The following is an 18,187-nucleotide window of genomic DNA, read 5'->3' as shown; positions in this document are numbered from 1 at the left end:
CCGCCGTGCTGCGGAGGGTCGGTTGATGCCGCAACCGTTCGAGCCCCGACCCCTGGCCGCCGAAGTCCCTGACGGCCGGCGCCCATGGAGACGGCCTGCTGATCACGGTGGGTGTGGGGAGGGCGGGTCTCGCGGTGGTCGAAGTCAGCCGGTGGTTGCGGATGCATCGCCCACAACGCCGTGTCGGGGTCGGGAAGCAGAAGCCGCAACAGGTTCGGGGGTGGGGCGGTGACGGTGCGGACGATCGTGGTCTGGTGTCCTGACTGGCCGGTGGTGGCCGCTGAGATCGTCGACGGGTATCCGGCGGGGGAGCCGGTGGCGGTGCTGCACGCCAACCGGGTCCTTGCCACGTCGCCGGCGGCGCGGGCCGAAGGGGTGCGGCGGGGGCTGCGGAAACGGGAGGCGCAGGGGCGGTGCCCGCACCTGATCGTGCTCGACCATGACCCGGGACGGGACATGCGGGCGTTCGAGCCGGTGCTCGTGGCGGTCGAGGAGCTGGCGCCGGGGGTGGAGACGCTGCGGCCGGGGGCGTGCGCGCTCGCGGCGCGGGGGCCGGCGCGGTACTACGGGGGTGAGGCGGCGGCGGCCGAGCGGATCGTCGAGCAGATCGCGCAGCGGTGTGACGTGGAGGCGCAGGTCGGGATCGCCGAGGGCACGTTCGCGGCGGGGCTCGCCGCGCGGGCCGGGGTGCTGGTGCCGCCGGGGGAGACCGCGGCGTTTCTCGCGGACCTCAGCATCACCGCGCTCGGGCGGCCCGCGCTCGCCGATCTGCTGCGGCGGCTCGGGATTCACACGCTCAAGGAGTTCGCGGCGCTGCCGGGACCGGACGTCCTGGCGCGGTTCGGGTTCGACGCGGCGCTCGCGCACCGGCTGGCCGGTGGGCGGGACGAGCGGCCCCTCGCGCCGCGGCGGCCGCCGGTGGACCTGGACGTGACCGAGACGTTCGACGAGCCGGTCGAGCGGGTCGACGCGGCCGCGTTCGCGGCCAGGGCCCTCGCGGAGCGGCTGCACGAGCGGCTCCAGGACAACGGGCTCGCCTGCACCCGGCTGGGGATCGAGGCGACCACCGTCACCGGGCAGGAGCTGCTGCGGACCTGGCGGCACGACGGGCTGCTGAGCGTCGCCGCGATCGCCGACCGGCTCCGGTGGCAGCTCGACGGCTGGCTGCAACGAAACGCCGGAGGAAACCACAGCATCGTCAGGCTGCGGCTCGTCCCCGAGGGGGTCGTCGAGCACCTCGGGCTCCAGCCGGGGCTGTGGGGGGAGGCCGGCGACGAGCGCGACCGCGCGCACCGGGCCCTGACCCGGGTGCAGGGGCTGCTCGGGCCGGACGCGGTCCTCACCGCGGTCCTTGACGGCGGGCGGGCCGACAGCAGCCGGATCCGCCTGGTCGCGTTCGGCGACGAACGGGTCGCGCAGGGCACCGAGGCGCCGTGGCCGGGACGGTTGCCGGCGCCGTCGCCGGCGACCGTGTATCCGCGGCCGCTGCCCGCCGAGGTCACCGACAAGGACGGGCAGGTGGTGCGGGTCAGCGGGCGGCTGGAGCTCAGCGGGGCACCGAAAAACATAAAAATACAGGACAAAGAACCCGTGGACATCGTCGCCTGGGCCGGGCCGTGGCCGGTCGACGAGCGCTGGTGGGACGAGGAAGGGGCCCGCCGCCGGGCCCGGTTCCAGCTCCAGCTCGCCGATGAGCGGGCGATCCTGGCCGTGATCGAGGACGGTGGCTGGCACGTGGAAGCGTTGTACGACTGATGGGATTCTCCAACCCCGACATCCCCTGGCGGGAGTTCGAGCGGAAGCTGAGCGGACAGTTCGTCAAAGACCCCCTGTCCGCGGACGACGGCGACGGCGGCGACTCCCCGGCGTGGACCCGCAAGCGTGCCGAATACGTCGCGCCAGAGGTGGAGCGGCCGACCGACGCGGTGCCGTACGCCGAGCTGCACTGCCATACCAACTTCAGCTTCCTCGACGGGGCCAGCCACCCCGAGGAGCTCGCCGAGACCGCGGCCCGGCTCGGCCTGGAAGCGGTCGCGATCACCGACCACGACGGCTTCTACGGTGTGGTCCGTTTCGCCGAGGCCGCCAGGGAGCTCGACATCCGGACCGTGTTCGGCGCGGAGCTGTCGCTGGGGCTGCCCGGCCCGCAGAACGGCGAACCCGACCCGCACGGCCGGCACCTACTCGTGCTGGCGCGGGGTCCGGAGGGGTACGCCCGGCTGTCCCGCACGATCAGCGACGCCCACTTCCGTGGCGGTGAGAAGGGCCGGCCGGTGTACGACCTGGAGGAGGTCGCGGCGACCCTCAGGGACCACGCGCTGATCCTCACCGGCTGCCGCAAGGGTCACGTCCCGGCGGCGCTGCTGGAGCACGGCCCCGAGCAGGCAAAACAGGAGCTGGACCGGCTGGTCCACCTGTTCGGCGCGGCAAACATCGCGGTGGAACTGACGTCGCACGGCGGGCCGTACGACGACGAGCGCAACGACGCCCTCGAGGAACTCGCCCGAAAAAAGAACCTGCCAATGGTCGCGACGAACAACGTGCACTACGCGACCCCGGGCCGCAGGAGGCTGGCGACCGCGATCGCCGCCGTCCGGGCCCGGCGCAGCCTCGACGACATCGACGGCTGGCTGCCCGCCGCCGGCACCGCCCACCTGCGCTCCGGCGCGGAGATGGCGGCCCGGTTCGCGGCCTGGCCCGGCGCCGTCGCGAACGCCGCGCGGTTCGGTGCGGAGCTCGCGTTCGACCTGCAGCTCGTCGCGCCCAAGCTGCCGGACTACGCCGTGCCGGAGCCCGGCATGTCGGAGATGGACTGGCTGCGGCACCTGACGATGACGAAGGCCGCGGACCGGTACCACGACAACCCGAAGGCGCACGCGCAGCTGGAGCACGAGCTGGCGCTCATCGAGGAGCTGAACTTCCCCGGGTACTTCCTCGTCGTCTACGACATCGTCACGTTCTGCAGGGAGAACAACATCTACTGCCAGGGGCGGGGCTCCGCGGCGAACTCGGCGGTCTGCTTCGCGCTCGGCATCACCAACGTCGACGCCGTCAAGTGGGGGCTGCTGTTCGAGCGGTTCCTGTCCCCGGAGCGCGACGGGCCACCGGACATCGACATCGACATCGAGTCCGACCAGCGCGAGAAGGTCATCCAGCACGTGTACGCCAAGTACGGCCGGCGGTACACCGCACAGGTCGCCAACGTCATCTCGTACCGGCCGAAGTCCGCCGTGCGGGACATGGCGAAGGCGTTCGGGCACTCGCCGGGGCAGCAGGACGCGTGGAGCAAACAGGTCGAGCGGTACGCGGCGCTGAGCGACACCGACCACGACGACATCCCCCGGCAGGTCGTCGAGCACGCCAACGCGCTGCTGACGTTTCCCCGGCACCTCGGCATCCACTCCGGCGGCATGGTCATCTGCGACCGGCCGGTGATCGAGGTCTGCCCCGTCGAGCACGCGCGGATGGCCGACCGGACCGTCCTGCAGTGGGACAAGGACGACTGCGCGTCCGTCGGCCTCGTCAAGTTCGACCTGCTCGGGCTCGGGATGCTGTCGGCGCTGCGGTACGCGTTCGAGATGATCGGCGGCGAGCTCGACATCTCCACGATGCCCCTGGACGACCCCGAGGTCTACGACATGCTGTGCCGGGCCGACTCGGTCGGGGTGTTCCAGGTGGAGAGCCGCGCCCAGATGGCGACCCTGCCCCGGCTGAAACCCCGCGAGTTCTACGACCTGGTCGTCGAGGTGGCGCTGATCCGGCCCGGCCCGATCCAGGGCGGTTCGGTGCACCCGTACATCCGCCGCAAGAACGGACTCGAGAAGGTCACGTATCCGCATCCGCTGCTGGAGAAGTCCCTGGAGAAGACGAAGGGGGTGCCGCTGTTCCAGGAGCAGCTGATGCAGATGGCCATCGACGTGGCCGGTTTCAGCCCCGCCGAGTCCGACGAGCTGCGGCGCGCCATGGGGTCGAAACGGTCCATGGAGCGCATGGGTCGCATCCGGCGGCGGCTGTACGAGGGGATGGCGGCGAGGGGGATCACCGGTGCGCTGGCCGATGAGCTGTTCGACAAGCTCGCCGCGTTCGCCAACTACGGCTTCCCGGAGAGCCACGCGATGAGCTTCGCGTATCTCGTCTACGCCAGCGCCTGGCTCAAGCGGTACCACCCGGCGGCGTTCTGCGCGGCGCTGCTCAACGCGCAACCGATGGGGTTCTACTCGCCGCAGTCCCTCGTCGACGACGCCCGCCGGCACGGCGTCACCGTCCGCCGCCCCGACGTCAACCTGAGCGCCGCCGCGGCCACCCTGGAGGACCCGTGCGACGAGCCCGCACAGCAAGGTCCGTCGGGGTGGGGGCGGGGCGGGCCGGTCGTGCGGCTGGGACTGTCGTCGGTGCGCTCCATCGGTACCGACGTCGCCGAACGGATCGCCGAAGGACGGGGGACCTACACGTCCATGAGTGACCTGGCCCGCCGGGCCGGGCTGAGCACCACCCACCTGGAGGCCCTTGCCACCGCGGACGCGTTCGCCGGGCTCGGGCTCAGCCGGCGGGAGGCGCTGTGGGCGGCGGGCGCGGCGTCCCGGGAGACGGCGGGCCGGCTGCCCGGCACGACCGGCGGCCTGGAGGCGCCGATGCTGCCGGGGATGGACGCCGTGGAACGCATGGTCGCCGACGTGTGGGCGACCGGCCTGGCCCCGGACGCGCACCCGGCGCAGTTCGCCCGGGAGTACCTGGACCGCATCGGCGCGGTGTCCGTGGAGCGGCTGCACACGGTCGAGCACGGCCGCCGGGTCTCCGTCGGCGGGATCGTCACGCACCGGCAGCGACCGGCGACCGCGGGCGGGGTCACGTTCATCAACCTGGAGGACGAGACCGGCATGCTCAACGTCACCTGCACGCCCGGGCTGTGGCAGCGGCACCGCAAGGTCGCCCGGACCGCGAGCGCGATGGTGGTGCGCGGGATCCTGGAGAAGGTCGAGGGCGTGCTCAACCTGCGCGCCGACCATCTCGCGGTGCTGAGCCTGCCGATCCGCTCGGCGTCCCGCGACTTCCGCTGAGGCTGTTTCACAAGCTCAGCCCGGTGCGCCCCGCAGCGCCGGTGACTGTCCCGCCGGCCGTGTTCACGGAGCGCGGCGGCCGCTGTTCACGGAGCGCGGCGGCCGCCGTTCACGGAGCGCGGCGGCCGCGGAGCAGCCACCACAGGCCGACGACCGGCAGGACGAGGGGGACGTAGCCGTAGCCCTGCCCGTAGTCCGACCAGACGGTGGCGTCCGGGAACGCCTCGCCGTCCACGATGCTGAGGGTGCCGACGGTGAGCACGCCGAGCAGTTCGAACCCGCAGGCGGCGAGGGCGATCCGGCGGTGGTTGCGGGCCAGGGCGACGGTCGCGACGAGGTAGACGGCCGCGGCGAGCGCCGACAGCGTGTATGCCAGGGGCGCGTCGCCGAACTTCGTGGCGATCTGCACGCTCGCACGGGCGGTCGCGGCGAGCGCGAACACGCCGTAGATCGCGACCAGGACGCGGCCCGGGCCGCGGTTGACACGTTCAGCCATTCCAGATCTGTCCCAGTCGCAGGATGAGCACCGGCACGATGACGGCGGCGCTGCCGATGAGCAGGGAACCCCAGCGGGTCGGTTCCATCCGGGCCAGGACGGCCCCGGCCGGCGGCAGCAGCAGCGCCGTCAGCATGTACCCGATGAGCGTGACGATCTCGCCGCCCGCTTCGGGACCGTTCCCGCGGGCCAGCCCGACGGCGAGCGCGACGACCTGCACCAGCACCAGCACCCCGACGGCGCCGAGCCCCTGGAACAGGGGGCGGGTCGGCTCGCGGTGCCGGAAGAACTCCACGAACGCCCAGGCCGCGAGGGCGAGCGACAGCACGTAGATGGCGACTGCCAGGACCCCGATCACGGCCGACAGCGTAATGCGACGGGCCCGGAGCGCCTGCCCCGGGCCCGTCCTGCTCTATGTTCCGGGCTGGGTACCGGCCTGGTGAGGGGTTGATGACACCGGGAACATCGGGTTGGAACGGCGTCCCCGGCTGCCCGGTGACACGGCCGCCGGCGCCGGCCCGGTTCGGGACTGTCGCCTACCTGGCACTGCGCTGGGCGGTGGCACGTTTCGGGGATTCAATGCTTTCCGGGATTGCCTAACGTTCACGGCAACAGAGCAACGACACACATGAGCTGGGGGATGTAATGAGCGAGTGGGACAGCGGCGACAGCGGTCACGACGGCGGCGTCGACTACGGCCATGTCGAGGCGGGCCAGGAGCACGAGTCGCTGGACCAGCTGCACCAGGTGCACGCTGCGGAGAACGACTACGACTCGAACTTCGGCGTGTACGAGCAGGACAGCGCGTCGGCTGAGTCGACGTCGTTCGACCAGGGCCACCACGTGGAGTACAGCAACCCGTCGGGCGCGCACTACGAGGAGTCGGACTTCACCTCGTACGACCACAACGAGGCCAACGCTGACCACGTGTTCGCGGCTGAGGGCTCGGAGTCGTCGCACGCGTCGGAGTACGACCAGCTCGACGCCCTGCAGGCCCGCTTCGACAGCGCGTTCGCCTCGGGCACCGAGCTGCACACGGACGGTGGCAGCTCCGCCCTCGGTGTCGCCTCCAACTAAGCGTTCCGATCATCAGGGCCGGCCCTTTCGGGCCGGCCCTGATGCGTGTCAGTGACCCAGCACCGGGTGCGGCACGTACGGCGCCTCGAGCCGCTCGATCTCCTTCTCGTCGAGGGTCAGCTCGGTCGCGGCGATCGCGTCGTCCAGGTGCGACAGCTTCGTCGCGCCGACGATCGGGGCGGTGACCACCGGGCGCGACAGCAGCCAGGCGAGCGCCACCTGCGCCGAGGCGACCCCGCGCTCGGCGGCGACCTCGGCGTTGACGTCCACGACGGCGAAGTCGTCATCGGTGTACATGTTGGAGAAGGCGTCGTTGGCGGACCGCGTCGTGCGCCGCTCGTTGCCGCGGCCCCGGTTGCCGGCGAGCAGGCCCCGGGCGAGGGGGCTCCACGGGATGACGCCGATGCCCTGGTCGGCGCAGAGCGGCAGCATCTCCCGCTCCTCCTCGCGGTAGACCAGGTTGTAGTGGTTCTGCATCGACACGAACTCGGTCCAGCCATGGGCCCTGGCCGTGTGCTGCATCTTCGCGAACTGCCACGCGTACATGCTCGACGCGCCGATGTAGCGGGCCTTGCCGGCGCGCACGACGTCGTGCAACGCCTCCATGGTCTCCTCGACCGGGGTGTCCGGGTCGAAGCGGTGGATCTGGTACAGGTCGACGTGGTCGACGCCGAGCCGCCGCAGCGAGTTGTCGATGCCGGCCAGGACGTGCTTGCGGGACAGGCCCGCGTCGTTGGGTTTGTCGCTCATGACGCTGAACACCTTGGTCGCCAGCACGTAGTCGTCGCGGCTGGTGAAGTACTTCGCCAGGAGCCGCCCCGTCACGGTCTCGCTGGCGCCGAGGGAGTACACGTCGGCCGTGTCGAAGAACGTGATCCCGGCCTCGACGGCCCGCCGCACGAACGGGTCCGCGGCCTCCTCGTCGAGCACCCAGTCACGCCACGCGGGATCGCCGTAGCTCATCATGCCGAGACAGATCTCGGAGACCTTCAACCCGGTCCGGCCAAGTCGCACCTGCTTCATGTCTGAAAAGCTATCGCGGTGCTGACGCTCGGACGACTCCATCTCATCACCGACACCCGCCCCGGCCGTGACGTCCTTGGCGTCGTCGGGCACGCCCTGGCGGCCGGGTTCGGCGTCGTGCAGGTCCGTCCGGAGGACGCGGTCACGGATCGGGAGGCGTACGACCTGACGGTCCGCGTCCTCGCCCTCTGCCGCGCCGCGGGGGCGGTCTGCCTGGTCAACGACCGGCTGCACGTCGCGCTCGCCGCCGGGGCGCACGGCGCGCACGTCGGCGCCGACGACCTGCCGGTGGCCGCGGCCCGCCGGGTCCTGGGCCCGCACGCGATCCTCGGCGCGACCGCCCGCAACCCCGAAACGGCCCGCCGGGCGGTCGCCGACGGTGCCACGTATCTCGGTGTCGGTCCGGCGTACGCGACGACGACCAAGACCGGCCTGCCGGCCGCCATCGGGCCGGAGGGGATCCGGGCCGTCGTCGAGGCGGTGGACGTGCCGGTGATCGCGATCGGGGGTGTCACGCCGGAGCGGGCGGCCGTGTTGTTCTCGTTGGGGGCGCATGCGGTCGCGGTGGTCGGCGCGATGAGCGGTGCCCCGGATCCGGCGGCCACGGGGGCGCGGTTCGCTGCCGTGCTCGCCGCTCACGGTGCTTCGTCCGCTCACGGTGCTTCGTCCGCTCACGGTGTCCCTCACGGCGCTCCTTCCGCTCACGACGTTCCCCACGGCGCTCCCTCCGCTCACGACGTTCCCCACGACGCTCCCTCCGCTCACGACGTTTCCCACGGCGCTCCTTCTGCACGCGACATATACGAAATGTCGGATAAATCCGGGCGCTTGCGCCTGGATTTATCCGGGGAAGGCGGAGCGGCGACGGCTGAGGGCGGGCGGGCGTGAAGGTCGGGATCGTCGGGGGCGGGGTCATCGGGCTCAGCGTCGCGTGGGAGCTGCTGCGGCGCGGCGGCCACGAGGTCACCGTGTACGACGCCGACCCGGCGCGCGGGGCCGGTCTCGTCGCGGCCGGCATGCTGGCACCGACCGCCGAGGCGAACTTCGGCGAGGAGGCGCTGCAGGAGCTGATGCTGGAGTCGATGCGGCGCTGGCCGGGGTTCGCCGCCGAGCTGGGCGCCGCGACCGGGATGCCCCTCGGCTACCGCACGGACGGCACGCTCCTCGTCGCGCTCACCGACGACGACCTCACCGACGTGCGGCGGCTCGTCGACTACTACCGGCGGGCCGGCACGCCGATCGAACCGCTCGGCGGCCGGCAGTTGCGGGAGCTCGAGCCGCTGCTCAGCCCCAGGGTCCGCGGCGGGGCCAGGGCCGGCGGCGACCATCAGGTGGATCCGCGGCTGCTGCTCGCCGCGCTGCGGAGCCTGCCGGTCCGGCACGAGCGGCGCGACGTGGCCGACCTGTCCACCCTGCGGGACGATGTGATCGTCGTCGCCAACGGCACCGGGCTCGCCGGGTCCACCGGGCTGCCGGTGCGGCCCGTGAAGGGTCAGCTGCTGCGGCTGCGGGGGCCGGAGCCGCTGCTCACGCACGTGGTGCGGGGGGTCGCGCACGGCCGGCACGTGTACCTGGTGCCGCGCGCCGACGGGGAACTGGTCGTCGGGGCGACCGAGGAGGAGCGCGGCGCGGACCTGACGGTGACCGCCGGTGGGGTGCTCGACCTGCTGCGACCGGCCGCGGACCTGCTTCCCGGCGTCGCGGAGCTGGCGCTCGCCGAGACCCTCGCGGGCCTGCGGCCCGGCACCCCCGACAACGCGCCGGTCATCGGACACCTGCGCGATCTCGTGTACGTCGCCGGCGGTCACCACCGCAACGGCGTGCTCCTCGCGCCGGTCACCGCGCACGTCGTCGCGGACCTGGTCACCAAGGGATCGACGGACGTTGACATCGCCCCGTTTGCGGCGGTTCGCTTTACCTGACGGCCGCGGCGGGGTTACCCTCAGCGCGTACCCCACGGGAGTCCGGTGTGACCGGGCTGAGAGGGGGGCTGTCAGCCCCCGACCGTCGAACCTGATCCGGATCATGCCGGCGCAGGGAGTCAGGAGTGAGCCGCATGCAGCTCGTGGTCAACGCCGTCACCGCCGACGTGGACGACGCCGCCACCATCGCCGACGTGGTCCGTGACCTTGCCGGGATCGCCGAACCCCGCGGCGTCGCCGTGGCGCTCAACGGCGCCGTGGTGCCGAAGGCGAGCTGGGCCGAGACCAGGCCCGCCGACGGCGACACCATCGACGTGCTCACGGCGGTCCAGGGTGGCTGAAACCGGCACGAGTGCGGCGCGCAGCGACGCATGGGGGGTGTGGGGTGGGAACCCCCCACGGAACCGCGGGCGCCAGCCCGGGGAGCTGGAAACTGACCAGCTGACCATCGCCGGCGAGCAGCTGCCGTCGCGGCTCATCCTCGGCACCGGCGGCGCCACCAGCCACGCCGCGCTCGAGGCCGCGATCCGGGCCAGCGGCACCGGGCTCGTCACCGTCGCGCTGCGCCGGCTCGACCCGGGTGCGCCCTCGCTGCTCGACGTCGTCGAACGGTGCGGCGTGCGGGTCCTGCCCAACACCGCCGGCTGTTACACGGCGACCGAGGCGGTGAGGCTCGCCCACCTGGCCCGCGAGGCGTTCGACACGGCGTGGGTCAAGCTGGAGGTCATCGGCGACGAGGAGACGCTGCTGCCCGATGCCGTCGAGCTCGTGACCGCCGCGGAGCGGCTCGTCGAGGACGGGTTCACGGTGCTGCCGTACACCACCGACGACCCGATCATCGCCCAGCGCCTCGCCGACGCGGGCTGCGCCGCGGTCATGCCGCTCGGCGCCCCGATCGGCTCCGGGCTGGGCATCCGCAACCCGCACAACATCGCGCTCATCCGGCAGAAGGTGACCGTGCCCGTCATCCTCGACGCCGGGATCGGCACCGCCTCCGACGCCGCGCTCGCCATGGAGCTCGGCTGCGACGGGGTCCTGCTCGCCTCCGCGGTCACCCGCGCCGAGCACCCCGCGCGGATGGCGGAGGCGATGCGGCTCGCCGTCGACGCCGGCCGCCTCGCCCATGCCGCCGGGAGGATCCCGCGCCGCCTCTACGCGACCGCCTCGAGCCCGACCGGAGGACTGCCATGGTGACGCCGCTCATCCTCTTCACCGACCGGCGGCAGGCGCAGCGGCCCCTCGACGAGGTGGTCAACCGCGCGATCGACGGCGGCGCGCGGCTGGTCGTCCTCGGGGAGGAGGACCTCCCGGCGGCGCAGCGCCAGGACCTCGCCGACCGGCTGCGGGTCATGCTCGACGGCGTCAAGGGCCGGCTCGTCCTCGCGGAGGACGCGACGGCGTTCCGCAAGTGCCACAACCTCGACGACCTCGTCGCCGCCGCGGACGCCGGGGTGGGGTTCGCGACCCTGTCACCGATCTACCCGACCCGCTCCAAGCCCGGCTACGGGCCCCCGCTCGGGCTGGCCGCGCTCGCCAGGATGGCGCTGGTCGTCCCCGTCCCGGTGTACGCCCTGGGCGGCGTCGACTCGCCGCAACGGGTGCGCGACTGCCTCGACCAGGGCGCCTCCGGTGTCGCCGTCATGGGCGCGGTCATGCGGGCCGAGGACCCGGCGAGGTTCGTCAAGGAGCTGTTGACCGTATGAATCCGGCGGTTGCGTTGACGATCGCCGGGTCCGACTCCGGCGGGGGCGCGGGGATCCAGGCGGACCTGAAGACGTTCGCCGCGCACCGGGTCTTCGGCACCAGCGTCATCACCGCGCTGACCGCCCAGAACACCGCCGGGGTCAAGGGGATCTCCGCGGTCGACCCCGGGTTCGTCGGTGCGCAGCTCGACGCGGTCCTCGCCGACCTGCCCGTCGCCGCGGTCAAGACCGGCATGCTCGCCACCCCGGAGACGGTCGCGCTCGTCGCCGGCTACGCGTCGCGGCTGCCCGGGCTCGTCGTCGACCCGGTCCTCGTCGCCTCCTCCGGCGACCGGCTGTTCACCCGCGACGCCGAACGGGCGTACCTGGACCTGCTGTTCCCGCACGCCGCCGTGGTCACGCCCAACCTGCGGGAGGCGTCGGTGCTGCTCGGCCGGGACGTCGTGGACGTCGACGACGCGATCAAGGCGGCCGAGGACCTCGCCGCGACCGGGCCGGCCTGTGTCGTGGTCAAGGGCGGTCACCTGCGCGGCAGCCGCGACGCCGTCGACGTCGTGTACGCCGGCGGCACCGTCGAACTGCTCAGCTCGCCGTGGATCGACACGGCCAACAACCACGGGACCGGGTGCACCTTCGCGGCGGCGACCGCGGCCCGGCTCGCCCTCGGCCAGCCCGTGGCCGAAGCCCTCGCCGGGGCGAAGGACTACGTGCACACGGCGCTCGCCGCATCGGCCGGCTGGCGGCTCGGCGCCGGGCACGGCCCCCTTGCCTGGGGGCCGTTCCCCACCTGACCGGCCGGCTCACTCCGTACACCTGCCAGAACGCGAACAGGTGCGCCCATCGGCGTGCCGGCTTCGCCGTGCCCAAGAGAGGTCGCCATGAAGCGCAAGGTCCACGTCCAGGGGTCCCGGGACGACATCCGGGTGCCGTTCGCGGAGGTCGAGCTGTCCGGCGGCAACCCGCCGGTGCGGCTCTACGACACGTCCGGTCCGCTGAACGATCCGCCCGTCGGCCTGCCCGCCCTGCGCGCGCCGTGGATCGCGGAGCGGGGCGTCGAGCGGACGCAGCTGTATTACGCCCGGCAGGGGATCGTCACGCCGGAGATGGAGTTCGCCGCGATCCGCGAAGGCGTCCCGGCGTCGGTGGTCCTGGAGGAGATCGCCGCGGGACGGGCCATCCTGCCCAACAACGTCAACCATCCCGAGAGCGAGCCGATGGTCATCGGCAGCCGCTTCCTCGTGAAGATCAACGCCAACATCGGCACGTCCGCGGTGTCCTCCGGGATCGAGGAGGAGGTCGCGAAGCTCACCTGGGCCACGAAGTGGGGCGCCGACACGGTCATGGACCTGTCCACCGGCAAGCACATCCACGCCACGCGGGAGGCGATCGTGCGCAACTCGCCGGTGCCGATCGGGACCGTGCCGCTCTACCAGGCCCTGGAGAAGGTCGGCGGCGATCCGCTCAAACTGACCTGGGAGGCGTACCGCGACACCATCATCGAGCAGGCCGAGCAGGGCGTCGACTACATGACCGTGCACGCGGGGGTGCTGCTGCGGTACGTGCCGATGACCGTCGGGCGGGTCACCGGCATCGTCTCCCGCGGCGGCTCGATCATGGCCGCGTGGTGCCTCGCGCGCCACTCCGAAAATTTCCTTTATACGCATTTTGCCGAGTTGTGCGAGATTTTTGCTCGGTACGACATTGCCTTCTCCCTCGGCGACGGGCTGCGTCCGGGCTCCATCGCCGACGCCAACGACGAGGCGCAGCTGGCGGAGCTGCGTACCCTCGGCGAACTCACGAAGATCGCCTGGGAGCACGACGTCCAGGTGATGATCGAGGGCCCCGGCCACGTGCCGATGCACAAGATCAAGGAGAACGTGGACCTGCAGAAGGAGTGGTGCCACGACGCGCCGTTCTACACGCTCGGGCCGCTCACCACGGACGTCGCTCCGGCGTACGACCACATCACCAGCGCCATCGGTGCCGCCATGATCGCCATGTACGGCACCGCCATGCTCTGTTACGTGACCCCGAAGGAGCACCTCGGGCTGCCGAACCGCGACGACGTGAAGGCCGGGGTCATCGCGTACAAGATCGCCGCGCACGCCGCCGACCTCGCCAAGGGCCACCCCGGCGCGCAGGCCTGGGACGACGCGTTGTCCAAGGCGCGGTTCGAGTTCCGGTGGGAGGACCAGTTCAACCTCGCCATGGACCCGGACACCGCACGGTCGTATCACGACGAGACGCTGCCGGCGTCGGCCGCGAAGACCGCGCACTTCTGCTCCATGTGCGGCCCCAAGTTCTGCTCCATGAAGATCAGCCAGTCGCTGTCCCTGGAAATGCAGGCCAAGTCGCAGGAGTTCGTCGCGGCCGGCGGTCAGGTATACCTCCCGGTCGTGTCGTAGGCGGGTACTAAGGTCGTGGGGGTGGAGTCCTCAGTGGCGTCGCCACGCACCGCGGTGGTCTGGCAGGTCCTGCGTCGTGAGATCGCCGGGGCCGACCACCCCCTGACCGCACTCGACGTCGGTGGCGGCACCGGTGGGTTCGCCGTGCCGCTCGCCCGCGCCGGGCACGCCGTCACCGTCGTCGACCCCAGCCCCGACGCGCTCGCGGCGCTCACCCGCCGGGCCGCCGAGGCCGGCGTCGCGGACCGGATCACCGCCGTGCAGGGCGACGGGGACGGCCTCGCCGACCTCGTCCAGCCCGGCAGCGTCGACCTGGTGCTCTGCCACAGCCTCCTCGAGGTGGTCGACGACCCGCACAAGGTCGTCACCGCGCTCGCCACGACCCTGCGCCCCGGCGGCGTCGCCAGCGTCGTCGTCGCCAACCGCGCCGCCGCCGTCCTCGCCAAGGCCATCGGCGGCCACCTCGCCGCCGCGGCGCTGCTCGTCGCCAGCCCCGACGGCCGCGCCGACGCCCGCGACCGGCTCAGCCGCCGGTATGACGTCGACACCGCCACGGCGCTGCTGTCCGGCTGCGGGCTCGCCGTCGAGCAGATCCACGGCGTCCGGATCATCACCGACCTCGTCCCGGGCAGCGTCGCGGAGAGCGAGCCCGAGGCGCTGCAGGCGTTCGAGCTGGCCCTCGCGGGGACGTCGCCGTATCGGGACATCGCCACCCAGCTGCACCTCCTCGCCCGCCGGACGGGCTGATGGGTCTGCTCGATCAAATCGCGCCGCGATACGGGCAGGGCAGCCTGGCCGAGGTGATGCCCAGCGTGCTCAGTGTCCTGGGGATGCCCTACGAGCGCGACGCCCTCGGCCTCGGTGCGGTCCTGGCCGGCGTCGACCGGGTCGCCGTGCTCGTCCTCGACGGCCTCGGCTGGCACCAGCTCGGCGTCGCCGCGCCGCACGCGCCGACCCTCACCGACTTCCTCGGCGGCCGGCTCGGGACCGCCCGGTCGATCACCGCGGGCTTCCCGTCGACGACCCCGGTCAGCCTCGTCACCCTCGGCACCGGCGCCCCGCCCGGCGCCCACGGCATCGTCGGCATCGTGCTCAACCAGCCCGGCACCGACAAGCTCGTCAACCACCTGCACTGGGACGGTTACCCCGACCCGGCGCAGTGGCAGCCGCTGCCGACCGCGTTCACCAGGGCGGTCAACGCCGGCCTCGCCCCGACCGTGGTCAGCAACCCGCTGTTCGAGCGGACCGGCTTGTCCGTCTCCGCCTACCGGGGCGCCCGCTTCGGCGCCGGGGTCGCTTACGACGAGGTCGCCACCGCGATGCTGGCCGCCCTTGCCACGTCGCGCCTCGTGTACGGATACCTGCCCGACGTCGACCGCGCCGGCCATGATCACGGCATCGGCACCGGCGAGTGGCGCACCGCCATCGGCAACGCGGACCGGCTCCTCACCCGCCTCGTCGACGGGCTGCCCCCCAACACGGGCCTGGTCGTCACCGCCGACCACGGGCAGATCGACGTCCCCGCCGACCGGCGCCTCGACCTCGACCAGGACGCCCGCCTGCGGGCCGGGGTCGCCGTCGTGGCCGGCGAGCCACGGGTCCGCTACCTGCACACGATTCCCGGCGCCCGGGCCGACGTCATCGCCACCTGGCAGGGCGTCCTCGGCGCCGGCGCCACCGTGCTCAACCGGGAGGAGGCGGTGGCGGCGGGCTGGTTCGGACCGATCCCGCAGCAGCACCTGGCCCGCGTCGGCGATGTGGTCGTCATCTGCCACGACCGGTGGGCGATCATGGCGTCGGCGCACGAGCCGCCGCGGCTGTCGCAGATGGTGGCGTATCACGGGTCGAGCACGGCGGCGGAGATGCAGATTCCGCTGCTGGTGGCGCGCAGTTAGGCGGTCGCCTTGCGCGCCTGTCGGTCGGCGGGTGATGGCCTCGGGCGGTTCGGCGGTTCGGCGGTTCGGCGTTCGTGCGTTCGGCGTTTCGTGCGTTCGGCGTTTTGTGCGTGCCGGTCGGCATGTGGTGGCCTCGGGCGGTTAGGCGGCTGCCTTCGCTCGGGTCAGCCGGCGCATCGTGGCCTGGAGTTCCGGGCCGGCGTCGACCGCGTGCTCCAGGACGATGCTGAACAGCTCCTCCCGGGTCGCGGCGACCACCACGCCCGGCGCGCCCGCCACCGGGTCGTCCGCCAGCACCGCCACCCGTGCCCGGCGGATCCCCAGCTGACCGGCCCGGTTGAGGAACAGCTCGCCGTCCGCCGGCAGCGGCACGCGGCGCGCCCGGGTCCAGCCGGCGACCAGGAGCACGGCGAGGGCGCACCGGTTGGTGCCGGGCCGCCAGCCGTCGCCGCCGGCGGTCATCACCCCGGGCACGACGCACCGCACCAGGTCCGGATCCTGCAGCCGCAGGCCCTCGACGGCCGCGACGACCGGCGCCAGCGGCGAGGTCAGCGCGAGGAGGCCCATTCCAGGAAGGTAAGGCATACCTAACTTCGCCGTCAATTCGTTCAGGTGTACGGCTCTGTCGCCGTTTTTTGTCGGGGGGTGTGGCTAAGGTTCGCGTGTGGGGCGCAGTCAGGTGGTGCCGAGGGACGGTTCGGGCGCGGGGGAGTTCGGCCCCGACGCCGACGACACCGGTTGCACGGTGCTGCACGTCGACATGGACGCGTTCTACGCCTCCGTCGAGATCCGCCGCCGCCCCGAGCTGCGCGGCAAGCCCGTCATCGTCGGCGGCGCCGGCCCGCGCGGCGTCGTGTCCGCCGCCAGCTACGAGGCCCGCAAATACGGTGTGCACAGCGCCATGCCCGGCAGTCGCGCCCAGCGGCTCTGCCCGCACGGCATCTTCCTGCCCCCGGACTTCGCCGCCTACACCGAAGCCTCCCGGGCCGTCATGGCGATCTTCCGCGACGTGACCCCGCTGGTCGAGCCGCTGTCGCTCGACGAGGCGTTCCTCGACGTGGCCGGCGCCCGCAAGCTCCTCGGCCGGCCCGCCCGGATCGCGGCCCTCATCCGCCACCGCGTCGCCACCGAGCAGCGGCTGACCTGCTCCGTCGGGGTCGCCTCGACCAAGTTCATGGCCAAGCTCGGCTCGACCCGCGCCAAACCCGACGGCATGGTGGTCGTCCCGGCCGAGCGCGCCCTGCAGTATCTGCACCCGCTGTCCGTCAGCGCGCTGTGGGGCGTCGGTGAGCGCACCGCGGAGACCCTGCAGCGGCTCGGCCTGAAGACCGTCGGCGACCTCGCCGCCGCCCCGCTCGGCATGCTCCGCGCCGCCGTCGGCGACGCCGCCGCGCACCACCTGCACGAGCTGTCCTGGGCGCGGGACCCCCGGCGGGTGATTCCCGACCACGTCGAGAAGTCGATCGGCGCCGAGACCACGTTCGACATCGACGTGAGCGACCTGTCAATCATCCGACGCACGATGCTCGCCCTGTCCAACAAGGTCGCCCAGCGCCTCCGCCACGCCGACCAGGCCGGCCGCACCGTCTCAGTCAAGATCAGACTCGCCGACTTCCAGACCCTGAGCCGGTCACGCACCGTTGATGTCCCGACCGACGTCGCCCGCGAAATCTTCGAGATCTCCTGGGCCCTGTTCTCCTCCGCCCGCCCCGGCGAGCGCATCCGCCTCATCGGCGTCCGCGTCGAAGGCCTCACCTCCGCCGACGGAGCGCCACGGCAGATGACGCTCGGTGAGCGCGACCACGGCTGGCGCGACGCCGAACGCGCCGCCGACGCGGTGGCCGCCCGCTTCGGCACCGGACTGGTCACACCGGCCAGCCTCCTGCGCGGCGACGGCCTCCGTCGGGACGGAAACGGCGCCGCACCGGCCCCCAACTCCCCAGAAGGACCGCCGACACGACACAATGGAGGCAGATAGAGCCCGACTCGGCGGAAAATCGGCACGGCCGGACCATCGTCCCGCTTTCCGACCCGGTGAGCCCCTCGTAAACTTGCCAGTACGCAGCCCGACGGGCTGTGCCGGACTGTCGGTCCATCAGGGTCGACCTTCGCGACCGGGGAGGAGTGCCGTGCCGCTCTCGGAACACGAGCAGCGGCTGTTCGAGCAGATCGAGCGGTCGCTAGCCGAGGACCCCAAGTTTGCCTCGGCGGTGCGAGCCACCGACCCGCGGTTCCATGCCAAGCGTCGGATGATCGCCGCCGCGGTGCTCCTACTCGCCGGCATGGCACTACTGGTCTATGGCGTCGCCATCTCAATCCCACTCCTCGGCGTCGGCGGTTTCGTCGTCATGCTGGGCGCCCTGTTCTTCGGCGTCCAGGCATACCGCCGGGGACAGAGCACCGACCTGCACGCCGTCGGCGGCACCGCCACCCGCCGCACCCGGCAGCGCAGAGCCGGACTGGTCGACCGCCTGGAAGAACGCTGGCGCCGCCGCCCTGAGGGCGACGCCTGACCAACCGGGCCTGTGGGGGCGCGTCGACGCTTTCGTCGACGCGCTCACCCGTCTGCCCTGACACACTTCACCCACCACAGCCCATCCACCACCCTG

General features: G+C 72.4%; 17 protein-coding genes, 1 pseudogene and 1 riboswitch. Of the genes and pseudogenes, 14 read left to right on the top strand and 4 right to left on the bottom strand.

From position 1 onward, the window contains the following. Positions 1–228: 228 nt before the first annotated feature. Positions 229–1,755, top strand: a complete 1,527-nt coding sequence (locus Dsi01nite_RS44615) for a DNA polymerase Y family protein (protein WP_239136642.1) — start codon at positions 229–231, stop codon at positions 1,753–1,755. Then, positions 1,755–5,057, top strand: coding sequence for an error-prone DNA polymerase (locus Dsi01nite_RS44610; protein WP_203852517.1), 3,303 nt, complete (start codon positions 1,755–1,757; stop codon positions 5,055–5,057). The genes Dsi01nite_RS44615 and Dsi01nite_RS44610 overlap by 1 nt, the downstream gene beginning before the upstream one ends. Before the next feature lie 109 nt (positions 5,058–5,166). On the opposite strand, the gene Dsi01nite_RS44605 is transcribed toward Dsi01nite_RS44610, so the two are convergent. Beyond that, the gene (locus Dsi01nite_RS44605; RefSeq protein ID WP_203852516.1) at positions 5,167–5,553 is read right to left on the bottom strand and encodes a hypothetical protein; all 387 of its coding nucleotides are present in this window, start codon (positions 5,551–5,553) and stop codon (positions 5,167–5,169) included. Next, positions 5,546–5,911 carry a hypothetical protein gene (locus tag Dsi01nite_RS44600; RefSeq protein WP_203852515.1) on the bottom strand — a complete coding sequence of 122 codons (366 nt, stop codon included), beginning with the start codon at positions 5,909–5,911 and terminating at the stop codon, positions 5,546–5,548. Before Dsi01nite_RS44600 ends, Dsi01nite_RS44605 begins: the two co-directional genes overlap by 8 nt. 287 nt (positions 5,912–6,198) lie before the next feature. On the opposite strand from Dsi01nite_RS44600, the gene Dsi01nite_RS44595 reads away from it, so the two are divergent. Beyond that, on the top strand, positions 6,199–6,630 hold the full coding sequence (locus tag Dsi01nite_RS44595; protein ID WP_203852514.1) for a hypothetical protein: 432 nt from the start codon (positions 6,199–6,201) through the stop codon (positions 6,628–6,630). Positions 6,631–6,678: 48 nt separating this feature from the next. On the opposite strand, the gene Dsi01nite_RS44590 is transcribed toward Dsi01nite_RS44595, so the two are convergent. Further along, positions 6,679–7,653: an aldo/keto reductase gene (locus Dsi01nite_RS44590; RefSeq protein WP_203852513.1), complete on the bottom strand. Its 975-nt coding sequence runs from the start codon at positions 7,651–7,653 to the stop codon at positions 6,679–6,681. 18 nt (positions 7,654–7,671) lie between these two features. Between Dsi01nite_RS44590 and thiE the strand changes: the two are divergent. From thiE to Dsi01nite_RS44545, 9 genes and pseudogenes are all read left to right on the top strand, one after another. Then, positions 7,672–8,283, top strand: a pseudogene (gene thiE, locus Dsi01nite_RS44585) (thiamine phosphate synthase); the annotation flags it as partial. Between the two features lie 254 nt (positions 8,284–8,537). Continuing rightward, complete coding sequence (gene thiO, locus Dsi01nite_RS44580; RefSeq protein ID WP_203852511.1) at positions 8,538–9,575, top strand: glycine oxidase ThiO; 1,038 nt, start codon at positions 8,538–8,540, stop codon at positions 9,573–9,575. 25 nt (positions 9,576–9,600) lie between these two features. After that, a riboswitch (TPP riboswitch) is annotated at positions 9,601–9,711 on the top strand. Beyond that, a complete protein-coding gene (gene thiS / locus Dsi01nite_RS44575; RefSeq protein ID WP_203852520.1) occupies positions 9,710–9,916 on the top strand; it encodes a sulfur carrier protein ThiS in 207 nt (68 codons plus the stop codon). (Overlaps the previous riboswitch by 2 nt.) An 85-nt stretch (positions 9,917–10,001) precedes the next feature. After that, positions 10,002–10,769: a thiazole synthase gene (locus Dsi01nite_RS44570; protein ID WP_203852519.1), complete on the top strand. Its 768-nt coding sequence runs from the start codon at positions 10,002–10,004 to the stop codon at positions 10,767–10,769. Next, positions 10,763–11,278 (top strand): thiamine phosphate synthase, encoded by a 516-nt coding sequence (locus tag Dsi01nite_RS44565; protein ID WP_203852510.1) that lies wholly within the window; start codon positions 10,763–10,765, stop codon positions 11,276–11,278. The genes Dsi01nite_RS44570 and Dsi01nite_RS44565 overlap by 7 nt, the downstream gene beginning before the upstream one ends. Then, positions 11,275–12,069, top strand: a complete 795-nt coding sequence (gene thiD, locus Dsi01nite_RS44560) for a bifunctional hydroxymethylpyrimidine kinase/phosphomethylpyrimidine kinase (protein WP_203852509.1) — start codon at positions 11,275–11,277, stop codon at positions 12,067–12,069. The genes Dsi01nite_RS44565 and thiD overlap by 4 nt, the downstream gene beginning before the upstream one ends. 87 nt (positions 12,070–12,156) lie before the next feature. Further along, on the top strand, positions 12,157–13,683 hold the full coding sequence (gene thiC, locus Dsi01nite_RS44555) for a phosphomethylpyrimidine synthase ThiC (protein ID WP_203852508.1): 1,527 nt from the start codon (positions 12,157–12,159) through the stop codon (positions 13,681–13,683). 21 nt (positions 13,684–13,704) lie between these two features. After that, positions 13,705–14,430 carry a class I SAM-dependent methyltransferase gene (locus Dsi01nite_RS44550; RefSeq protein ID WP_203852507.1) on the top strand — a complete coding sequence of 242 codons (726 nt, stop codon included), beginning with the start codon at positions 13,705–13,707 and terminating at the stop codon, positions 14,428–14,430. Further along, positions 14,430–15,578 (top strand): alkaline phosphatase family protein, encoded by a 1,149-nt coding sequence (locus Dsi01nite_RS44545; protein ID WP_203852506.1) that lies wholly within the window; start codon positions 14,430–14,432, stop codon positions 15,576–15,578. The genes Dsi01nite_RS44550 and Dsi01nite_RS44545 overlap by 1 nt, the downstream gene beginning before the upstream one ends. Before the next feature lie 141 nt (positions 15,579–15,719). Here Dsi01nite_RS44545 and Dsi01nite_RS44540 read toward each other — a convergent pair whose 3' ends face one another. Then, entirely contained in the window at positions 15,720–16,145 is a 426-nt protein-coding gene (locus tag Dsi01nite_RS44540; RefSeq protein WP_203852505.1) for a hypothetical protein, read from the bottom strand. Positions 16,146–16,242: 97 nt separating this feature from the next. On the opposite strand from Dsi01nite_RS44540, the gene Dsi01nite_RS44535 reads away from it, so the two are divergent. After that, entirely contained in the window at positions 16,243–17,556 is a 1,314-nt protein-coding gene (locus Dsi01nite_RS44535) for a DNA polymerase IV (protein ID WP_239136640.1), read from the top strand. Between the two features lie 151 nt (positions 17,557–17,707). Next, entirely contained in the window at positions 17,708–18,091 is a 384-nt protein-coding gene (locus Dsi01nite_RS44530) for an SCO2097 family morphological protein (protein ID WP_203852504.1), read from the top strand. Positions 18,092–18,187 lie beyond the last annotated feature (96 nt).

Source organism: Dactylosporangium siamense (assembly GCF_016862795.1).
Lineage (GTDB): Bacteria > Actinomycetota > Actinomycetes > Mycobacteriales > Micromonosporaceae > Dactylosporangium > Dactylosporangium siamense.
This window is presented reverse-complemented; position numbering and strand designations above follow the sequence as displayed.